The 17,888-nt window shown below is 74.0% G+C and carries 14 protein-coding genes and 2 pseudogenes; 7 read left to right on the forward strand and 9 right to left on the reverse strand.

What is annotated here, in order from left to right:
* Positions 1–40: 40 nt before the first annotated feature.
* Positions 41–1,705, reverse strand: a complete 1,665-nt coding sequence (locus tag ACGF0D_RS18905) for a peptide-N4-asparagine amidase (protein WP_392917576.1) — start codon at positions 1,703–1,705, stop codon at positions 41–43.
* 260 nt (positions 1,706–1,965) lie between these two features.
* Here ACGF0D_RS18905 and ACGF0D_RS18910 point away from each other — a divergent pair, with 260 nt between their 5' ends.
* A complete protein-coding gene (locus tag ACGF0D_RS18910; protein ID WP_392917579.1) occupies positions 1,966–2,988 on the forward strand; it encodes a pseudouridine-5'-phosphate glycosidase in 1,023 nt (340 codons plus the stop codon).
* 3 nt (positions 2,989–2,991) lie between these two features.
* Entirely contained in the window at positions 2,992–3,870 is an 879-nt protein-coding gene (locus ACGF0D_RS18915; RefSeq protein ID WP_392917582.1) for a carbohydrate kinase family protein, read from the forward strand.
* A gap of 132 nt (positions 3,871–4,002) precedes the next feature.
* Here the strand turns inward: ACGF0D_RS18915 and polX are convergent, their stop codons facing one another.
* Both polX and ACGF0D_RS18925 read right to left on the reverse strand, forming a co-directional pair.
* Positions 4,003–5,733, reverse strand: a complete 1,731-nt coding sequence (gene polX, locus ACGF0D_RS18920; RefSeq protein ID WP_392917585.1) for a DNA polymerase/3'-5' exonuclease PolX — start codon at positions 5,731–5,733, stop codon at positions 4,003–4,005.
* A 181-nt stretch (positions 5,734–5,914) separates the two neighbouring features.
* Positions 5,915–6,637: a sensor histidine kinase gene (locus tag ACGF0D_RS18925; RefSeq protein ID WP_392917587.1), complete on the reverse strand. Its 723-nt coding sequence runs from the start codon at positions 6,635–6,637 to the stop codon at positions 5,915–5,917.
* A gap of 346 nt (positions 6,638–6,983) precedes the next feature.
* Between ACGF0D_RS18925 and ACGF0D_RS18930 the strand changes: the two genes are divergently transcribed.
* Both ACGF0D_RS18930 and ACGF0D_RS18935 read left to right on the forward strand, forming a co-directional pair.
* The gene (locus ACGF0D_RS18930) at positions 6,984–7,604 is read left to right on the forward strand and encodes a helix-turn-helix domain-containing protein (RefSeq protein WP_392870293.1); all 621 of its coding nucleotides are present in this window, start codon (positions 6,984–6,986) and stop codon (positions 7,602–7,604) included.
* The gene (locus ACGF0D_RS18935; RefSeq protein WP_392917590.1) at positions 7,601–8,959 is read left to right on the forward strand and encodes an MFS transporter; all 1,359 of its coding nucleotides are present in this window, start codon (positions 7,601–7,603) and stop codon (positions 8,957–8,959) included. The genes ACGF0D_RS18930 and ACGF0D_RS18935 overlap by 4 nt, the downstream gene beginning before the upstream one ends.
* Positions 8,960–9,060: 101 nt before the next feature.
* On the opposite strand, the pseudogene ACGF0D_RS18940 reads toward ACGF0D_RS18935, so the two are convergent.
* Together ACGF0D_RS18940 and ACGF0D_RS18945 are read right to left on the reverse strand one after the other, a co-directional pair.
* Positions 9,061–9,524 (reverse strand): annotated as a pseudogene (locus tag ACGF0D_RS18940) (DUF6629 family protein); the annotation flags it as partial.
* A 240-nt stretch (positions 9,525–9,764) separates the two neighbouring features.
* Positions 9,765–10,604, reverse strand: a pseudogene (locus tag ACGF0D_RS18945) (DMT family transporter); the annotation flags it as partial.
* Between the two features lie 264 nt (positions 10,605–10,868).
* Between ACGF0D_RS18945 and ACGF0D_RS18950 the strand changes: the two are divergent.
* From ACGF0D_RS18950 to ACGF0D_RS18960, 3 genes are all read left to right on the forward strand, one after another.
* Positions 10,869–11,132 (forward strand): dsRBD fold-containing protein, encoded by a 264-nt coding sequence (locus ACGF0D_RS18950; RefSeq protein WP_392870299.1) that lies wholly within the window; start codon positions 10,869–10,871, stop codon positions 11,130–11,132.
* A 173-nt stretch (positions 11,133–11,305) separates the two neighbouring features.
* The gene (gene thpR, locus ACGF0D_RS18955; protein ID WP_392917593.1) at positions 11,306–11,926 is read left to right on the forward strand and encodes an RNA 2',3'-cyclic phosphodiesterase; all 621 of its coding nucleotides are present in this window, start codon (positions 11,306–11,308) and stop codon (positions 11,924–11,926) included.
* Positions 11,927–12,099: 173 nt separating this feature from the next.
* Positions 12,100–12,468 (forward strand): hypothetical protein, encoded by a 369-nt coding sequence (locus tag ACGF0D_RS18960; protein ID WP_392917596.1) that lies wholly within the window; start codon positions 12,100–12,102, stop codon positions 12,466–12,468.
* Positions 12,469–12,592: 124 nt separating this feature from the next.
* Here the strand turns inward: ACGF0D_RS18960 and ACGF0D_RS18965 are convergent, their stop codons facing one another.
* The 4 genes from ACGF0D_RS18965 to ACGF0D_RS18980 form a co-directional block, all read right to left on the reverse strand.
* Entirely contained in the window at positions 12,593–14,041 is a 1,449-nt protein-coding gene (locus ACGF0D_RS18965; protein WP_392917599.1) for an alkaline phosphatase family protein, read from the reverse strand.
* Between the two features lie 144 nt (positions 14,042–14,185).
* Positions 14,186–14,806: a DoxX family protein gene (locus ACGF0D_RS18970; protein WP_392917602.1), complete on the reverse strand. Its 621-nt coding sequence runs from the start codon at positions 14,804–14,806 to the stop codon at positions 14,186–14,188.
* Positions 14,807–14,979: 173 nt separating this feature from the next.
* A complete protein-coding gene (locus ACGF0D_RS18975) occupies positions 14,980–17,241 on the reverse strand; it encodes an NACHT domain-containing protein (protein WP_392917605.1) in 2,262 nt (753 codons plus the stop codon).
* Positions 17,238–17,672: a hypothetical protein gene (locus tag ACGF0D_RS18980; RefSeq protein ID WP_392870317.1), complete on the reverse strand. Its 435-nt coding sequence runs from the start codon at positions 17,670–17,672 to the stop codon at positions 17,238–17,240. Before ACGF0D_RS18980 ends, ACGF0D_RS18975 begins: the two co-directional genes overlap by 4 nt.
* Positions 17,673–17,888 lie beyond the last annotated feature (216 nt).

Here is a 17,888-nt window from a genome sequence, read left to right on the forward strand (position 1 = left end):
CAGTCGGGCTTCGGCTGCGCGGGCTTCGGTCATGCGGGTTTCAGGTACGCGGCCAGCCGTCCACGAAGCTCAGCGTCCGCTGGTACGGCCCCTCGGGCCCGGTGCTGCGGTACTCCTCGGTGCTGCTGCCGGTCCGGACGGTGCGGTCCCCGTCGTGCCGCACGGCGGTGGGGCGCAGGGTGTGGTCGACGGTGGAGCGCTCGGTGACGTGGCCGCCGGTCGCCGCGGTGGCCTCGCGGTGGTAGCCGAGTTCCATGGCGGTGCTCTGGTCGCTGTTGCCGGCCGCGTCCCGGTTCGCCCGGTAGGAGACGTCCAGCGGTTCGCCCTCGTGCACGGTGGTGGTGCGGTGCGGGCCGCCGCCCCAGGTGGAGGTGGTGCGGGTGAGATCGGTGCCGTTGCGCAGCGTCAGGTCGTTGCCGCCGTCGCGCAGCCGCTGGGTGGAGCGGAAGGCGAGTTCGTCGCGGACCTCGGTGGTGATCCGGCCGTGCGAGGTCTGCACCCAGCCCCGGGCGAGGTCGTTCCGGGTGGCGGTGACCGTCCAGTCGCCGCTGCCGCCGCCGTGGTCGGCGAGGTCGGTGGCGACGGTGGCCTCCGGGGCGACCCGGTGGTCGGTGAGCTGTCCGGTGGTGCGGGCGGCGCCGTGGTCCGTCTCGGCGAAGAGGTTGACCTGGCCGGTCCAGACGTCGTTGCTCTGCGCCTCGGCGGCGTTCACGGTGACGCCCACGGTGTGCGGCCGGCCGTCCAGCAGCAGTCCGACGTACGGGGTGAGGTCGAGCCGGTAGGCGGGCAGGTCGAAGGCGAAGACACCGGGCACGGGCCGCCAGAGCAGCGGGTCCCAGCCGCCGGTGTAGATCACCGGGTACGGCCAGACGGCTCCGGCCACCCGGCCGTCCACGGTGAGCCGCAGCTCGCGGAACGGGCCCTTGCCGCAGATGCCGGTGCCCGGGTTGGCGGCGGCGAAGGCGTCCGGCGCGGAGGCGTAGGCGAACTCCTCGCAGGCGCCGCCGCCTCGGGCGTAGACCTCGGCGGTGAGGCGTTCGAGGTTCCGCGGGAAGGTGAGGTCCCGTCCGGCGGTGGGTGCGGCCTGGGTGAGCCCGAACGGGCCGGTGGTGAGCAGCCGGTCGGCGGTGTGGGCGGCCGGCCAGTGTTCGTCCGCGGTGTAGAAGCTCAGGCTCGCGCTGATCGTGAAGACGCCCGTGTAGGTGGCGTCGGTGACGTTGGCGAGGTCGAAGGAGAAGTCCTGCGGGCCGTCCGCGAGGAGCGGGGCGTAGCGGGTGACGTCGTGCTCGACGTTCCAGGCGATGCCGTCCTTGGACGGCTCCGGGGTGGAGGAGAGCAGCACCTGGACGCCGCCGACGCGGACGCTGAAGATGCGGTCGAACTGCCGCCCGGCGACCTGCCCGTGGAGGTCCAGGACCACCGCCGACCAGGGGCCGGCGCAGTCGGCGGGCGGGGTGAGGGTGGTGGTGTACGGGGTGTCCGGCGGGTTGCCGTACCCGTTGCGGAACTCGCGCTCGTGCATCACCTCGACGGTGCAGGAGCGGGTGTCGGGGCGGGTGAGCGGCTTGGTGGCGGTGACCGGGTCGTGGTAGTCGGTGCCGAAGTCGGCGTGGGCCGGACCGGCGGCGGTGAGGGTGCCGGCCAGGGTGAGGACGGCGGCGCCGACCAGACCGGCGGCGCGGCGGAGCAACGGGCGCAGGGCCAAGGCGGGTTCCCGGGGTCGGGCGGCCCGCGGACGGGTGCCGCGGGCCGGTCGGATGATCCGGGAATCCTTCCGGGGGTGGCATGCCAGCGTCAAGGGATGGCGTCCGTCCGTCGCCGCGCCTCCGGCGGCGTGGCGGCCCGCTTTCGTCGAGGCCGGCGAGTGCGACCCCGGGGACGCACCCTGGCTGCCGGTGCGAACCGTCCATACGCTGAGCGGCATCCTGCTCCGCCGTAGTGGCATCCTCACAGAGAGTTCGCATCATGACCGGACTTCGCCCCGCCGTTCCTGCCGCTTCCGCCACCTCTGCCACCTCCGCCATCGAGGTGTCCGAGGAGGTCGCCCGGGCCCTCGCCGACGGCCGGCCGGTGGTCGCCCTGGAGTCGACCATCTTCACCCACGGCCTGCCGAGGCCGCGCAACCTGGCCGTCGCGCTGGAGGCGGAGGAGCGGCTGCGGGCGGTGGGCGTCGTCCCGGCCACGATCGGGGTGCACGCCGGGGTGCCCACGGTCGGGCTGAGCACCGAGCAGATCACCGAACTGTCCACCACCGACGGCCTGGAGAAGGTGAGCCTGCGCGACCTCCCGGTGGTCGCCGCGTTCGGCCGGCACGGTGGCACCACCGTCGCCGCCACCGCCTTCCTCGCCCACCGCGCCGGCATCCGGGTCTTCGCCACCGGCGGCCTGGGCGGCGTGCACTTCGGCGCCTCGGAGAGCTTCGACGAGTCGGCCGACATCACCACCCTGGCCGCCACCCCGGTCACCGTGATCAGCGCGGGCGTGAAGTCCATCCTCGACATCCGGGCCACCCTGGAGCGCTTCGAGACCCACAACGTCCCGGTCATCGGCTACCGCACCCGCAAGTACCCGGGCTTCTACGTCACCGACTCCGGCCACGAGATCAACTTCAGTGTGGAGTCGCCCGAGCAGGCCGCCAGGGTCATCGAGGCCCGCGACCGGCTCGCCCTGCCGCAGGCCGTCCTGATCGCCAACCCGGTCGACCCGGGCAAGCAGCTGCCGCCGGAGGAGCTGGACGGCATCCTGACGCGCGCCCGGGCCGAGGCCGAGCGGCAGGGCGTCACCGGCAAGGCCTCCACGCCGTTCCTGCTCGACTTCATCCGGCGGGACACCGGCGGGCGCAGCCTGGAGGTCAACGTCGAGGTGTACCGGGGCAACGTCCGGCTCGGCGGGGAGATCGCGACCGCGCTGGCGGCGGGTGGTGCTGGTGGCATGGCCGCCGGCGCCGGTGGCACCGCTTCGGCCGTCCCCACCGAGACCGGGGCCTGAGCCGTGCTGGGGGTGCTCGGTGACCTCGTCGAGGACATCGTGGTCTGGGCCGACGGCCCGCTGCGCCGCGGCACCGACTCCGGCGCCCGGGTGTTCCGCCGGCGCGGCGGCAGCGCGGCCAACGTCGCCTGCTTCGCCGCCGGGCAGTACCCGGCGCGCTTCCTCGGCTGCGTCGGCGCGGACGCGGTCGGGGACAGGCTCGTCGCCGAACTGACCGGCCACGGCGTCGACGTACGGGTCTCCCGGCGCGGCCGGACCGGCAGCGTGGTGGTGCTGATCGACCAGGACGGCGAGCGGACCATGCTGCCCGACCGGGGCGCCGCCACGCTGCTGGAGCGGGTCCCGGACGCGTGGCTGACCGGGCTGACCCACCTGCACGTGCCGGCCTACTCCTTCGACGGCGAGCCGGTCGGCAGCACGGCCGTCGACGCGCTCGCCCGGGTCCGGCGGGCGGGCGGCACCACCTCGGTGGACGCCTCCTCGACCGGCATGCTGGAGAGGTTCGGCCGGGAGCGGTTCCTCGCGCTGCTGGCCGGGTTGGCGCCGACCTTCGTGTTCGCCGACCGCTCCGAGTCGGAGTTCCTCGGGTTGCTGGTGGACGGTCTGCCCGGGCCGGAGCGCGCCCGGCTGGCGGTCACCACGGTCGTCACCAAGGCGGGCGCCGGGCCGACCGCCGTCGACGTGCCCGGTGAGCCGCTGCTCGTGGTGCCGGTGCCGCCGGTGGCCGAGGTGCGGGACCTCACGGGGGCCGGGGACGCCTTCGCGGCGGGGTTCCTGGCCGGCTTCCTGGACACCGGGGACCTCGGGCACGCGGTCGGGCTCGGGCACCGCGGCGCGGCCCGGGTGCTGGCCTCGCCCGGTGCCTCCTGGGGCGGGGAGTGACGTTTCGGCGGGCTTCCGCCGAGCGCGGTCGCGGGTGCGGGCCCGGGGTCGCTCGGGCCCGGCGCTACTGGCGTCCCGGAGCCACCCGGGCCTCGGGGCTACGTGGGGCTCGGAGCTACTGGGGGCCCGGAGCTACTTGGGCACCGCGTCCTTGCGGAGGAAGTGCTTCAGCTTCTGCCAGGTCCAGGTGTTGATCACGTCCTCGGCGGTGAGCCAGCCGCGCTGCGCCGTGCCGATGCCGTAGCGCGGGTAGGCGAGGTGGCCGGTGGCGTGCGCGTCGCTGTCGACGGCGAAGCGCACGCCGTGCCGCCTGGCCCGCAGGATGTCCTCGTCGCGCAGGTCGAGCCGTTGCGGGGAGCTGTTGATCTCGATCGCGGTGCCGGCGCGCGCGGCGGCCTCGAACACCGCGTCCAGGTCGACGTCGATCGGCCCGCGCCGGCCGATCCGGCGGGTGGTGAGGTGGCCGATGACGTGCACGTACGGGTTCTCGCAGGCGCGGATCAGCCGACGGGTCTGGGCGGCCCGGTCCAGGGCGAAGTGCGAGTGGACGGAGGCGACGCAGACGTCGAAGCCGGCCAGGAACCCGGGCGGCCAGTCCACCCCGCCGTCCGGGCCGATGTTCAGCTCGGTGCCGTGCAGCAGTCGCAACTTCTTGTGCCGGTCGCCGAGTTGCCGCAGCTGCTCGCGCTGGGCGAGCATCTTCTCGTCCGTCATCCGCTGCATCACCAGGTCCGGGGCGTGGTCGGTGACGGCGAAGTAGGAGTAGCCGCGGGCGGCGGCGGTGTCGATCATCTCCTCCAGGGTGGCCAGCCCGTCCGTCAGGTCGGTGTGGGTGTGCAGGTCGCCGCGCAGGTCGGACTCCTGGACCAGGTCCGGGAGTCCGCCGTCCAGCGCGGCCTCGATCTCGCCCCGGTCCTCGCGCAGCGGCGGCGGGATCCACGGCAGGCCGAGCGCTGCGTACACCTCGTCCTCGGTCTCCGAGACCACCTTGGCGCCGCCGTCCACCTCGAACAACCCGTACTCGGAGAGCTTCAGCCCGGCCCGGACGGCCATCGTGCGCAGCTTGATGTTGTGCGCCTTCGAACCGGTGAAGTAGACCAGCGCCGCTCCCCAGTCCTCCTCCGGTACGACCCGCAGATCCACCTGTACGCCCTGGGTGGTACGGACCGAGGTCTTGGTGCTTCCGCTGCCGATCACCTCGGCGACGTACGGGAGTTCGGTGAGCGCGGCCATCAGCGGGGCGGAGTCCTCGGCGGTCGCGAGCACGTCGATGTCGCCCACCGTCTCGCGCATCCGGCGCAGTGAGCCCGCGTACGCGCAGCGGGTGCAGCCGGGGACGGCGGAGAGCGCGGCGACCAGCTGCTCGGCCAGCTCGGTGGCGGTGTCCAGCAGGGTGCGGCCGCCGGACTGCCGCATCAGATCGATGCCGTGCAGGATCTTCTCGCCGCTGCGCTCGCCGAAGCCGGGCAGGTCGGCGAGCTTCTCGGCGCGGGCGACTGCGGCGAGTTCGTCCACCGAGGCGATCCCCAGGTCGCGGTAGAGGGCCAGGGCGCGCTTCGGCCCCACGCTGGGGACGGCCATCATCTCCCGTACGCCGGACGGGATCTCGGCGCGCAGCGCCTCCAGGGCGGGGATGGTCCCGGTGGCGAGGTACTCGGCGATCTTCTCGGCGGTGGACTTGCCGACGCCGGGGATCTGCTGCAGGCCCTTGACGTCCAGGTCGGCCAGGTCCTCGGGGTGGCCGCCGACCGCGCGGGCGGCCTTCTCGTAGGCGCGGGCCCGGAAGGCGTCCCCGCCGGTGATGTTGATCAGGTCGGCGTACTCCTGGAGCAGTTCCCTGACCTGGTCGTTGAGCCGGGGCATGGGGCAAGTCTAGGGGCGGCGGCATGGGCCTGCCGGGTGTGTGCTCCGCCGGGTGTGCGCTCCGCCGGGTGGAGCGGAGGTGGGCTGGCGGTACTCCGCGGGTCGTACGGGGCCGGTCTCCCGGGGGCGGACTCCCGGGGGCGTCCGTACAGGGGGGTCGCGGTCGTCGGTCGTCCCGGGGTCAGTCGTACGCGACGGTCAGCAGCAGGATGACGGTGAGCCCGCCGCCGGGGGTGGGCTCCACCGCGAGCCGGGCGCCCGAGGCCACCACCAGGCTCCGCAGGGCGGGCCCCACCGGGCCGTCCGCCCGCCCGCCCCCGATCAGCCACGCGCGTGCCTCGGAGGGCTCGTGGGCGCCCTGGTCGGAGACCCGGATCTCCACCCGGCCGAGGGTCTCCGCCGTCCTGCCGGGCGCCCGCAGCACGGAGGCGCCGCCCGCCACGTCGGCCCGGACCAGCACCCGGCCGCCCGGCGGGCTGCGCCGGATCGCGTGGTCGACCAGGCCGGCGACGGCGGCCTCCAGCCGGCGGGCGTCCCCGGCCACCACCGGGAGTCCGGGCGCCACCCGCACCGTCACGGCCGCCGCCCGGTCGCCGCCGCGCACCACCCGGCGGAGCACCTCGGCCACCTGGACGTGCCGGGCCATCGGCTCGCAGCCCTCCTGCCGGCCGGTCCACCGCAGCCGCTCCAGCTCGGTGCGGCTGAGCGCCCTGGGCGCGGCCGGCGCGCCCGGCGAGTACGGGCCGGGGCCCTCCTCGGCCTCGGCCCTCGCCCGTGCGCCCACCCGTCCGGGCCCGCCCCGGCGTCCGGTGCCGCCCGCCCCGACGGCCCCGACGGTGCCGCCGAGCGCGCCGAGCGCCCGGGCTCCCGACGCGACGTAGCCCCAGAGCCTCCCGCGTGCCATCGCCCTGCCCCTCGTGCTCCCCGGCGGCCGTCATCCGATCCGCGGCCGACCGCGGCGGGCCGACCTCCGGGCCCTTCCTGCCAGCCTGCGCCCTCGGCCGCCCGGGTGACAATCCCGCTCCGGTCCGCGGTCCGTCCCGGGGCCCCCGCCGAGCGGCCGGCCGGGTACCCGCCGACCGGCGGGGCCGGAGCCCGGGCGCGGTCCCGTTCGACGAACCGCACGGAGCCGGACCGCAGAAGCCGGACCGCAGAGTCGAACCGCAGAGTCGAACCGCAGAGCCGAACCGCAAAGAGTTCTTCGCAAAAAACCCTTTGCAAAGAACTCTTTGCGGTTCTAGTCTCCTGCCATGACCGAAGAGCACGGCTGGAAGCACAGCGACGACCAGCGCGCCGTCGCCCTCACCGCCGAGAGCATGCGGGCGATGGCACACCCCGTACGTCTGCGGGTGGTGGGGCTGCTGCGCAAGTACGGCCCCTCCACGGCGACGCGGCTCGCCGCGGAGCTGGGGATCAACTCCGGCGCGACGAGCTACCACCTGCGCCAGCTCGCCGCCGCGGGCTTCGTCGAGGAGGACGAGGGGCGCGGCAACGCCCGCGAGCGCTGGTGGCGTTCGGCCCACCGGCTCACGGTCTGGACGGTGGACGACATGGCGGACGAGCAGCTGGGCGAGGCCGCCGGGTACCTGCGGTCCGTGCTGGCCGCGCACACCCTGGCGGCCCAGCGCACGCTGGACGCCTTCGAGGCGATGCCGCGGCCTTGGCGCAAGGCGGTGAACCTGAGCGATCTGGTACTGCAGTTGACGCCCGCCGAGGCCGAGCAGCTGTCCGGCGAGTTGAGCGAAGTGATACGGCGCTACCGCTGGGTGGGCGCCGAGGGGCCGGTCCCGGAGGGATCGGAGCAGGTGTCCGTCGTCGTCCACGTCCTGCCGGACGTGCGCGACGACACCGACGAGGGGGGAACCACATGACGAGCACCACCACCACGAGAACCGCCACCGACGAACCCGGGCGCAACTTCCGCCCGCTCGCCGGGGTGCTGACCGCCTCCGTCGTCTCGGTGACGGGCACCCGCGTCTCGGCGATCGCCCTGCCCTGGTTCGTCCTGGCCACCACCGGCAGCGCCACCATGACGGGCCTGGTCGCCTTCGCCGAGATGGCGCCGTACGTGGCGGTCAAGGCACTGACCGGGCCCTTGGTGGACCGGCTCGGGCCGCGGACGGTGTCCTGGACGACGGACGCGGTCAGCGCGGTCGCGGCCGGGCTGATCCCGCTGCTGCACGCGCAGGGGCTGCTCCCGTTCTGGGTGCTGCTGGTGATGGTCGCGGTGATCGGGGCGATGCGTGGCCCGGGGGACTTGGCCAAGTCCGTCATGGTCCCGGAGGCGGCCGACCGCGCCCGGGTGCCGATGGAGCGCGCCACCGGGCTGTCGGGTGTCGCCGAGCGGCTGGCCTCCACCGTCGGCCCGGCGGTCGGCGGCGGGTTGGTCGCCCTGGTCGGCCCGCTCGCCGGGCTGGCGGTCAACGCGGGCACCTTCGCGCTCGGGTCGCTGATCATCGCGGTCGCGCTCCCGCGCGGCATGGGGCGCTCGGCGGTGCCCGCCGCTGCCGCCGACCCGGCCGCGGAGGAGCAGCCCGCGGGCTACTGGCGGATGTTCCGCGAGGGCTTCACCTTCCTGCGCTCGGAGCCGCTGCTGCTCACCGTCACCGTGATGGTCGGCATCACCAACCTGATCGACGCCGGTTTCACCACCGTTCTCGTCCCCGTCTGGGCGCGGGAGTCCGGCAACGGCCCGGCCGCCATCGGCCTGATGGCGGCCGTCATGGGCGCCACCGCCGTCGTCGGCAGCCTGATAGCGGCGGCCGTCGCCTCCCGGCTGCCCCGCCGGACGGTCTTCTTCGCGGGCTTCCTGCTGTGCGGCGTACCGCGCTTCCTGGTGCTCGCCCTCGGCGCGCCGATGTGGTTGGTGATCACCGTCTTCGCGATCGGCGGCTTCGGCGCGGGCTTCCTCAACCCGATCCTCGGCGCGGTGCTCTTCGAGCGAGTGCCCCGCCACCTGCTGGGCCGCGTCCAGGCCCTCAGCGGCTCCCTCGCCTGGGCCGGCATCCCGCTCGGCGGGCTGGTCGCCGGTGCGGCGGTCGCCATGGTCGGGCTGATACCCAGCCTGATCGTCAGCGGAGCCCTGTACTTCGCCACCACCACGCTGGCCGGGCTGCGCCCCGAGTGGCGCGAGATGGACCGCCTCCGTGGGCACGTGGGTGGCGCAGGCGAGGCGGGCAGCGCGGACGGTGCGGCGGCCGAGCCGGAACCGGCGCACAGCGCGTAAGCCGCCCGTCGGCGCGGCTGACGGGCCCGGCCGGTGGCGGGGGCGGGCGCGCCCGCCGGGCGATGGCCCGCCCAGTGAAGCAGCACCGGGCTGGCCAGGACGGCGAGGGCACACCAGGTGGAGACGAAGGCGAGGCGCCGGAGCAAAGCACAGGCGACGGCACCCGCACCGGTGAGGAGACCGAGACGGCGGAGCAGCGGGTCGCCGCTCACCAGGAAGCAGCCGATGGTGGCGAGGAGGTAACCGGCCAGCAGAAGGGCCGGGTTCGGTACGCCGACCGCGTAGCCGAGCGTGTGGCCGCGCACGGTGGCCGTCACCGGGCGGGACACGACGGCCACGGCCAGCGGGACGGCGACCGCCGCACCGGGCAGGGTGAGTGCGGCGCGCACCCGGCGGGGCGGCCCGCTGGTCGCGCACCACACGGCGGCGGGAACGAACACGGGATCACCTGGTGCAGGCCCAGCACCGGGGGGAGCGCGGCCAGCGGAAGACGCTCGGGCCGGCCGGCCCGGTGGGCACGGACCAGGCACGCCACCCCCGCGAGTGCGACCACCCCGCCGGCCACGGCGTCCGCCCGCGCGCTTCAGCACATCGCGGCCTAACCGCTGCTCCCGGGGCGGCCGCTCTCCGGGGGATCGCCGGTCGGCTTCTCCTCCGGCCCGCCCCGCGCGTCTCCCCGCGCGTCTCCCCGCGCCTCGTCCTGCGCTTTCTCTCCCGCCGCTTCCTCCGCCTTCTCCTCCGTCTTGACCTTCTCCGGTTCCTCCGGCAACGCCCCGATGCTCTCCAGGGTGTCGCGGGCGGTTCCGGGCATCGCCGGATGACGGCCGATCACGATCACCCCGACCACGATCGCCAGCATCCCGGCCGCCTGCCAGGCCAGCGCGGCCGGAGTCACCCGCAACCGGTCGCCGAGGAAGCCCACCGCACAGGCGATCCCGGCCAGCGGCTGGGCGGCGGTCAGCGCCGGCAGGGACATCCGCAGCGGCGCGGCCTCGAAGGCGCTCTGCACCAGCAGCAGCCCGACCACCCCCGCCACCACCACCGCGTACGGCTGCCAGCTGCGCAGCACCGCGGCCAGGCCCTCGTGGTCGAGGCGCTGGGTGGTGGTCCGGGTCAGCGCGTCCTGGAGGCCGTAGAGCAGTCCGGCGGCGAGCGCCAGCAGGGTCGCCTCCTCGAACAGCGGCAGCCGCCGGGCCATCGAGACCAGCAGCAGGACCAGCCCGACCACCGTTCCGACCACCAGCCAGTGCCGCAGCTCCCCGGCGAGCGGCCCGCCGCCCGTCGGCTGCCCGGCCACGATGAAGGCCGTCACCCCGAGGGCCAGCAGCAGCACCCCGGCCCAGCCGGAGCGTCCCAGGGTCTGACGGGTCAACACCCGGGCCAGCGCCATGGCGAAGATCAGATTGGTGGCCAGCAGCGGCTCGACCAGCGATACCTCGCCCTGGTTGAGGGCGAGCGCGGAGAGGATCAGCCCGCTGACCATGAACCCGGTGCCGAGCAGCCACTGCGGCATCCGCATCAGGTCGAGCAGCAGCCGCCAGTGCAGCAGATCGGAACGCGGGGCTCGCTGCGCCGCGTGCTGCTGGAGGACGAAGCCGAGCCCCAGACAGCAGGCCGCACTGAGAGCGAGGAGGAAGACCGCCACGGAGGGACCACCAGGTTGTCGCTGCCCGCGCCGCGCCGACGAGTCCGAGGGGTGGGTCGGGCGTCGCGGCCGCTCCCGTCAGCCTACCGCCGGGCCGGTGCCCGGGCCGGTCGCGCGACGACACGGCGCGGCGGGCGCCGGGCGCCCCCGGCAGCGCTTGCCGCCATCGGCCGGGCAGGCGCACGCTGGTGAGAGCGGCCGCCGCGGGTCTCCGTCCGTGCCGGTCCGGACAGCGCGACGGGGGCCGCCGCCAGGAGGTGTGGCATGCACAACCAGTGGGACGTGGAGCTGAACTTCGACGAAGACGGCGTGCACACGACGTGCGAGGCCAGGCTGACCGGCGCGAGGGCGCCCGGCCTGAGCGCGCACGGCGAGTCCACGAAGAGCGCGGACGACCGTCCGCTCGCCAGGATCGGCGAGGAGGTCGCGGCCTCCCGGGCCCTGGAGGAACTGGCCCACAAACTGCGGACCCAGGCCACCGGGGAGATCGACGACGAAGGGCACCGTCCGGGTTACCTGATCTACTGAGCTGATCTACTCAGCCCACCGTCGCCCGGGCGGCGGCCTACCGGCGTCGCCCGGGATCACGCAGGACGTGGTCCGGGTCGACAGGCCGTCCTCCAGCCGAATCACGGCCGGGCCCGGGCCCCGTCCGGCAGGAGCGAGCACGGTCGACCCGCCCTCGGCTACCCTCCCCCCTCGTGGACGATCACCCCGAACCCTCGACCCTGCGCGTCTTCATCGCACTGGCTCCGCCCGACGACGCCAAGGACGAGCTGGCCCGGGCCCTGCAACCCGCCTACGCCGGTTACCCGCGACTGCGGTGGAACCGGATCGAGGACTGGCACATCACCCTGGCCTTCCTCGGCGAGCTGCCGTCCACGGCGGTGCCGCCGTTGCGATCGGCGCTGGCCGGTGCGGCCGCGTCGCATCCCGCCCTGAACCTGCGCCTGCGCGGCGGCGGCCACTTCGACCAGCGACTGCTGTGGAGCGGGATCGACGGAGACCTGGAGCAGCTGCACCTGCTCGCCGCCGACGTCCGGGACCTGGTCAGGTCCTGCGGAATCGAGTTCAGGGAGCGGCCGCTGCGCCCCCATCTGACGCTGGCACGCTCCCGCCGCGACGACGCCGTCAGCGTTCCGCTGGCCGCGGCCGGTCTCACCGGGTTCGTGGGCCGGCCGTGGTGGACCGAACGTCTCCACCTGGTCGGCAGCAACATCGGCCGTGGCCCCGGGCCGATCCGCTATCGCGACATCGATGCGTGGCGATTCGGCACCAGCGTCGTCCAGGCCGGGAGCGACGGCGCTCTCACCGACTCGTAGCCGGCCGGCCGGCACCTGCGGATGGCGGGGAGCCGACACCGGGCCGGAGAGCCGTCCGAAAACCGCCGAAGTCGGATCACGAACTCCTACCGGTACGGGCCTCCCACTGGTCGCGGGCCCGACGTCGTCGTCATCATCACTTGTGGCAGACACCATGTCACGAGAGGACCGAGATGCCCCGGACGTTCAAACTGCCCCGCCTCAAGGCGGGGATGGTCGCCGTGGCGACCGTGGCGGCGCTGGGCGCCGCCGTGCCCGGTGCCCACGCGGCGGGCAACTGCACCCACTACGGGCAGGCCGGGTACGGGCAGGTGTTCACCGACTACAACTACTCGGGCGACTGCTGGGAGTTCAAGATCGGGACCTGGACGGTCTTCCCGGTCCTGGTCAACCACAAGGTCTCCTCGCTCAGGAGCTGGGCCGCCTACTCCGGGCAGGTCGTGCACCTGTCGGGCGACGGTATGACGTTCGACGCGGGCGCGGGTGAATGGTGGGCAAGCCTGCCCGACTGGTTCAACGACCGCGCCAACGCCGCCTACTGACGATCGGGCACCCCGCGAACCGAGGGGCTTCCACGCCTGCGGCACGGTGCGAGCCGAGCCCCGGGTCCGGGTCCGGACCCGGATCAAGACCCGGGCCCCGCCCCGGGCCGAAAGCGGTCGAGCGCTACCGGGGCCCGTGGGGTCCATGGGGCAGGTGCGGACGGTTGCCGGGTTCCTGGACGGGGAACTGCTGGCCCGCGCCCGGCAGGGTGGGCGCCGGATAGTGCGCCACCTCGTACTCGGCCAGTTCGAGTTGCGCGGCGGTCGCGGGCAGCGCCGGGGCCCGGCGCACGCCGCGATGGAACTGGAAGGCCGAGGTCAGGTCCCCGAAGGTGCGGCGGCGCCAGTCGGTGACGGTGGCCGACCGGACCCCGGTGAACCGCTCCAGGAACCGCAGCACCGAGGTGTGGTCGAAGGCCTCACCGGCGACCCATCCGCCCACCGTCCAGGGCGAGACGATGATGCACGGCACCCGGAAGCCGCCGCCGATCGGCAGGCCGTCGACGAACTCGCCCGGGGTCCCGGCCGGGGGCACCGGCGGCGGCACGTGGTCGAACAGGCCGTCGTTCTCGTCGTAGTCGAGGATGAACACCGTCTTCGCCCAGACCTCGGGGTTCGACGCGACCGCCTCGATCTTGGACGCGACGTAGTCGGCACCGGCGGCGGGCAGGTAGTCCGGGTGCTCGGACTGGTGGCTGGTCGGCAGGATCCAGGAGACGGCCGGCAGCCGGTCGTTGCGCGCGTCGTCCTCGAAGGTGCCGGCCGGCCGGGCCGTCATGCCCTTGCGGTGCAACGCACTGCCGGGCGCGGCCTGCTGAAAGCTCCTGAAGAGCGAGAGCACGTTGGTGCCGTAGTTGTCGGCCTCCTGGTAGACCTGCCAGCTGACGCCGGCCGCCTCCAGCTGTTCGGGGTAGGTCTTCCAGGTCAGCGGCTCGGGTGCCGAGTTCCTGGTGACGGGGCCGCCCTGGCCGCCGTCGGCGCCGATCGAGCCCGTCATCCAGTACAGCCGGTTGGGCCAGGTCGGTCCCTGGACCGAGCAGAAGTAGTTGTCGCAGATGGTGAACGACTCGGCCAGGGCGAACTGGAAGGGGATGTCCTCCCGGGTGTAGTACCCCATCACGTACGGGCCGTTGACGCCGTCGGCGGCCCGGTGCGCGGGCAGCCACCGGTCCATCTTCCCGCCGTTCCAGGCCTGGTGCTGCACCGACCAGGCGTGGCTGGTGGACGGGATCGCCTGCGCGCTCGTGGTGCGGGTGTCCAGGTGGAACGGCAGCAGGTAGCCGTCCGGGTTGGCGCTGTCGGGCTGGTGGAACACGGAGCGCCCGTTCTCCATCCGCAGCGCGTGCGGGTCCGCGAAGCCGCGGACGCCGGCCATCGTGCCGAAGTAGTGGTCGAAGGACCGGTTCTCCTGCATCAGCAGGACCACGTGCTCCACGTCCCGCAGCGAACCGGCCCTCGGCACCCCCGCCGCCACCGCCCGCTGGACACTCGGCGGCAGCAGGTTCGCCGCCGCTGCCGTCCCCAGCACACCGGCCGCCGATCCCAGCAGCCTCCGTCGGGTCATTCCGGACATCCGTCCGCCCTCTCAGTCACGCCGGCGCGCGTGCGGGATGCCACCGCGCCGGATCGCCTTTCGCCTTCCCCGGGAACTTCGGCGCAGCGGAGGTGACGGATGAACGGTCGAGGGCACGCCGGTCACCCGCCGAGCCGGCCGGCCCTACGCGCCGGGCCGCGAGAAGGTCAGACGGTCGACGGCGGACGCGCGGGGGCCGGGAGCCGCGGCGGCCGCCAGGGTGACGGCGGCGAGCCGGCCGTCGTCGTGCGGGGCCGGCTCGGGCGCCCGGCTGAAGGCCGGGCCGGACCGCGTCCGCTCCTCTCCCCGGGTGGCGACGGTCAGGCAGGCCGCGATCAGCACGACGTTCTTGAGGATGTACTGCCCCTCGAGTGTCGGGACGGGCGGGACGCCGTGCACCCACACGTCGTTCGGCAGCAGGACGAGCGTCGCGAACACTCCGGCCATGTGCACGAAGAACACGGCCAGGACGACGCGGAGCAGCAGCCCGGTGACCAGGCCGGCCCCGATGGCGACCTCCATGACCGCCAGCAGCGGCCGCGAGACGCCGGGCGGCACCAGGTCGAGGGTCAGCAGGCTCATGCAGCGGGTGGCGAGGTCCTCGGCGGGACTGGCCCCCGGGATGAACTTGAGTACCCCGAACCAGAGGTACACCAGCCCGACGCTGGCCCGCAGTACGACGGGGGCCACCCGCCGGTAGCCGCGGGAGAAGACGTCGGCCCGGCGTCTGCCGGACCGCACCACCCGTGCGAGATACGACTCCATCCGCCCCTCCTTCGGATCCCTTCAGAGTCCCCGGCACCGAAGAGGACGGGATGCACCGCGGCTGGCGGGATCCGGGTGAGGGGCGGCCCGAAGTGCCAACCGGGGCACGGCCCGTCAGGTGCCGGCTCGGAAGCCCGCAGCTTAGCGCCCGGCCGGCGTGATGGATAGGTTCGTCAGGTCGTCCGATGGTGCGATGAAGTCCGGCTGTGCCGGACCGGTGCCTGGGCGAAGTGCTGTCGGAGCCGGGCGTGGCGGAACTGGTAGACCGCGCCGACCTTGCGCAGGACGCCCCGCTCGTGGGCGTCCTCGAGGAACGTCATCGCCGCCAGGGGCAGTCGTCCGGTCAGGGGCAGCCAGGTCCGCGCGAGGACCGTCCACTGGCCCCACGCGGTCAGGCTCAGCATGGTGCCGAGCCCGATCGCGAACGCCGCGAGGACTCCGAACCTGAGCGCGTACCCGGCATCCCAGATCAGCCGGATGCCCCAGAGGGAGTTGTGGACGAGGGCGAGGAGGGGCCGGCTCCCGAGCCCGACCAGGCATCCGAACACCGGCGCGACCATGAGCCACTGCAGGAGCACGGTCCTGCGGTTCAGATCCAGCAGGTCGCGGGGGCCGGGGGCGGACGCGATGGTGACGGGGGCTTCGACCCAGGCCATCAGCGCCCCGGTGAGCGCGGCGGCGAGGGCGAACACGGCACCGAAGAACGCGGCGTACACCGGTCCGACCCTGTACCACGCCGCATCCCCCGAGGCCAGGGCTCTGCCGATCCCCTGCAGGAGGCCGACCCCGGCCCCGGCCACCAGCCCTGCCACGAGCCCGATCCCGGCACGCGCGAGGATCTCGGGGCCGGACCTGGCACCCGCTCCCGCCGTCCTTCCGACGAGTCGTATCCGGACGCGCGACGGCTGCAGGGCCCCGTCTCGGAGCACGAAGGCGATCCCGTGCGCGAGGGTGGAGACCAGGACGGCCGGAAGGCCGTTGATCAGTCCGTCCAGCACCGCGATGGTGAACCCGTCCGCGAATCTGGTCGTGAGGTCGCGTGCGGGCCCGTCCCCGTTGCCGTAGAAGGCGACGGCCCCGTCCAGGGCGCCGATGACGAGGGCGACACAGGCCCCGGTCAGGAGCCCGGTCAGGAGCATGCGCGGCACCAGCCGCATGGCGCCGTCCAGTTCCCACCACGCGAGGTCGGGACGGCCGTTCCGTTCGAGGTGCCGGGCGAGGAAGCCGAGCCAGCGGGACACCCGTTCCGGATCCCGGTTCCGCTCCTCCCGCGACCACTTGGCCGAAGCCCTGCGGCCGGGTTGGGGCGGCGGCAGCGGACCGGAGGGGTACACCGACGGGACCAGCGAGTCCAGCAGGTGGCTCTCGATCGCCTCGGGGGTGGGGAAGAGGCACCGGTCGGCGAGGTCGCCGGGCTGCCGGTCCGGGGCCGGGCGCTGGTAGGCGGTGCGGCACAGCCACAGCATCAGCGGAACCGTCAGGACCTCGGCCGCGGGGCAGGACGGGTCCCCGGTCAGCGCGTCCGCGAGCGGGCGCCAGCGGTGCCGGTGCTGGGGCGTGGCGCTCCTGAGCAGGTACCGCGCGGCCTCCTCGGCGGTCAGCGGTTCGGCCTCGACCACGGCGGCCGAGCGGAGCACTTCGGTGGAGCCGATCGCCGCGGCGTAGTTCTCGGTCCGGCAGGTCAGGACCAGGGGGGTTCCGTCCTCGAGGGCGTTGAGCTTGTCCAGGGCGACCGACTGTTCGGCGGCGGGCAGTTCGTCCAGCCCGTCGAGCACGGGCAGGATGCGTCGGCCGAGGCGCAGGAGCCGGGCCGTCTCCAGGCTCAGGTAGGGGTACTCGCGCAGCAGTTGGTGGTCCAGCCAGTCGGCCAGGTGCTCCACCCGGGGCCGCCAGGAGGCGAGCGGCAGCAGGACGGGGACCGGCTCGCCCTCGCGCATCCGCTGCAGCAGTTCGACCACCAGCAGCACGGCCAGGGTCGTCTTGCCGCTGCCGGGCCCGCCCAGCACGACCAACCTGCGCTGCGGCAGGCGCAGGAACGCGCCGGCGAAGGAGGCCAGGTCCGCGATGCTTCCCTCGACGGGATCAGCGGGATCAGCGGGATCAGCGGGACGGACCGGATCAGCGGCATCGACCGGATCAGCGGGACCGGCCGGATCGGTGGGACCCGCCGTCAGGTCGGGGTGGTCGCCGAACTCCCCACCGGGCCTCGCACACCATCGGACGGGGATCGGCTCCGGCCCGTGGAGGCCGCGCAGGGCGGCCTCCTGCCGCCACTGCGCCAGCACCACGTTTCCCAGCTGCTGCGCCGCGGTCTCCAGCCGATCGGGGAAGCGCAGGGTGAAGTAGTTGTTCTGGACACTGTTGGCGCCCGACAGGATCGCGGTCGGGCCGTAGAAGACGAGGCTCGGTCCGCTGCCCGGCTCCGCACCGGTCATGAGGCCCCGAAGTGGTTCTCCTGGCGGCTGTGGTCACCGACCGCGATCGCGGTCGGCCCGTGGAAGGTGTTCCCGGTCATCGTGTTCCCGCCGTGGGCCGGACCGGCGGCGGCCTCGGCGGCCTGGACCTCCGCCACGGCTTCTTGCAGCGTCCCGGCGAACCCGGTGTCGTTCTCGGCCGCCTCCTCCAGGGCCAGCCGCAGCCGCTGCCGGGTACGGTCGGTCGGCTCGGGCAGGCCGGAATCGGCCTCCTCGATCATCCGCTCCAGGGCCGGGTCGGTGCCCAGGCGGACCGCCACCACCTCGTGCAGGCGGTCCATCCCGGCGTCCAGCGCCTGGTCGACCTCGGTGTCCACCCGGCCCGCCACCCGCTTCGCCTTGCGCACCGCCCACGCGAAGAGGAATCCGACCGCCAGCTCCATGCCCACCATGCTCGCTCCTTCGCAGCACGCGTCAGGACGCGTTTCGTCGGTGCGCCGACCATAGCTCCACCGCACCGGCCGCGTGGCGGGAATCCCGAACCTCACCCCGGGGCGGACGCGTCCGAACTCCCTTGATCGGACGCATGTATGACGATACGTCAGTCAATCGACGCAAACCGGTGGACCCGGGCGGCAGGCGTCATCGGGATGTCATCGACCGCTGCG

The organism is Kitasatospora sp. NPDC048298 (assembly GCF_043201465.1).
Classification (GTDB): Bacteria; Actinomycetota; Actinomycetes; order Streptomycetales; family Streptomycetaceae; genus Kitasatospora.

Coding starts and splice junctions, on each gene's coding strand:
- ACGF0D_RS18960 (WP_392917596.1), top strand. CDS start 12,100: ATGCCCCGGACGTTCAAACTGCCCCGCCTCAAGGCGGGGATGGTCGCC.
- polX (WP_392917585.1), bottom strand. CDS start 5,733: ATGCCCCGGCTCAACGACCAGGTCAGGGAACTGCTCCAGGAGTACGCC.
- ACGF0D_RS18925 (WP_392917587.1), bottom strand. CDS start 6,637: ATGGCACGCGGGAGGCTCTGGGGCTACGTCGCGTCGGGAGCCCGGGCG.
- ACGF0D_RS18980 (WP_392870317.1), bottom strand. CDS start 17,672: ATGGTGGGCATGGAGCTGGCGGTCGGATTCCTCTTCGCGTGGGCGGTG.
- ACGF0D_RS18930 (WP_392870293.1), top strand. CDS start 6,984: ATGACCGAAGAGCACGGCTGGAAGCACAGCGACGACCAGCGCGCCGTC.
- ACGF0D_RS18935 (WP_392917590.1), top strand. CDS start 7,601: ATGACGAGCACCACCACCACGAGAACCGCCACCGACGAACCCGGGCGC.
- ACGF0D_RS18965 (WP_392917599.1), bottom strand. CDS start 14,041: ATGTCCGGAATGACCCGACGGAGGCTGCTGGGATCGGCGGCCGGTGTG.
- ACGF0D_RS18975 (WP_392917605.1), bottom strand. CDS start 17,241: ATGACCGGTGCGGAGCCGGGCAGCGGACCGAGCCTCGTCTTCTACGGC.
- ACGF0D_RS18910 (WP_392917579.1), top strand. CDS start 1,966: ATGACCGGACTTCGCCCCGCCGTTCCTGCCGCTTCCGCCACCTCTGCC.
- ACGF0D_RS18970 (WP_392917602.1), bottom strand. CDS start 14,806: ATGGAGTCGTATCTCGCACGGGTGGTGCGGTCCGGCAGACGCCGGGCC.
- ACGF0D_RS18950 (WP_392870299.1), top strand. CDS start 10,869: ATGCACAACCAGTGGGACGTGGAGCTGAACTTCGACGAAGACGGCGTG.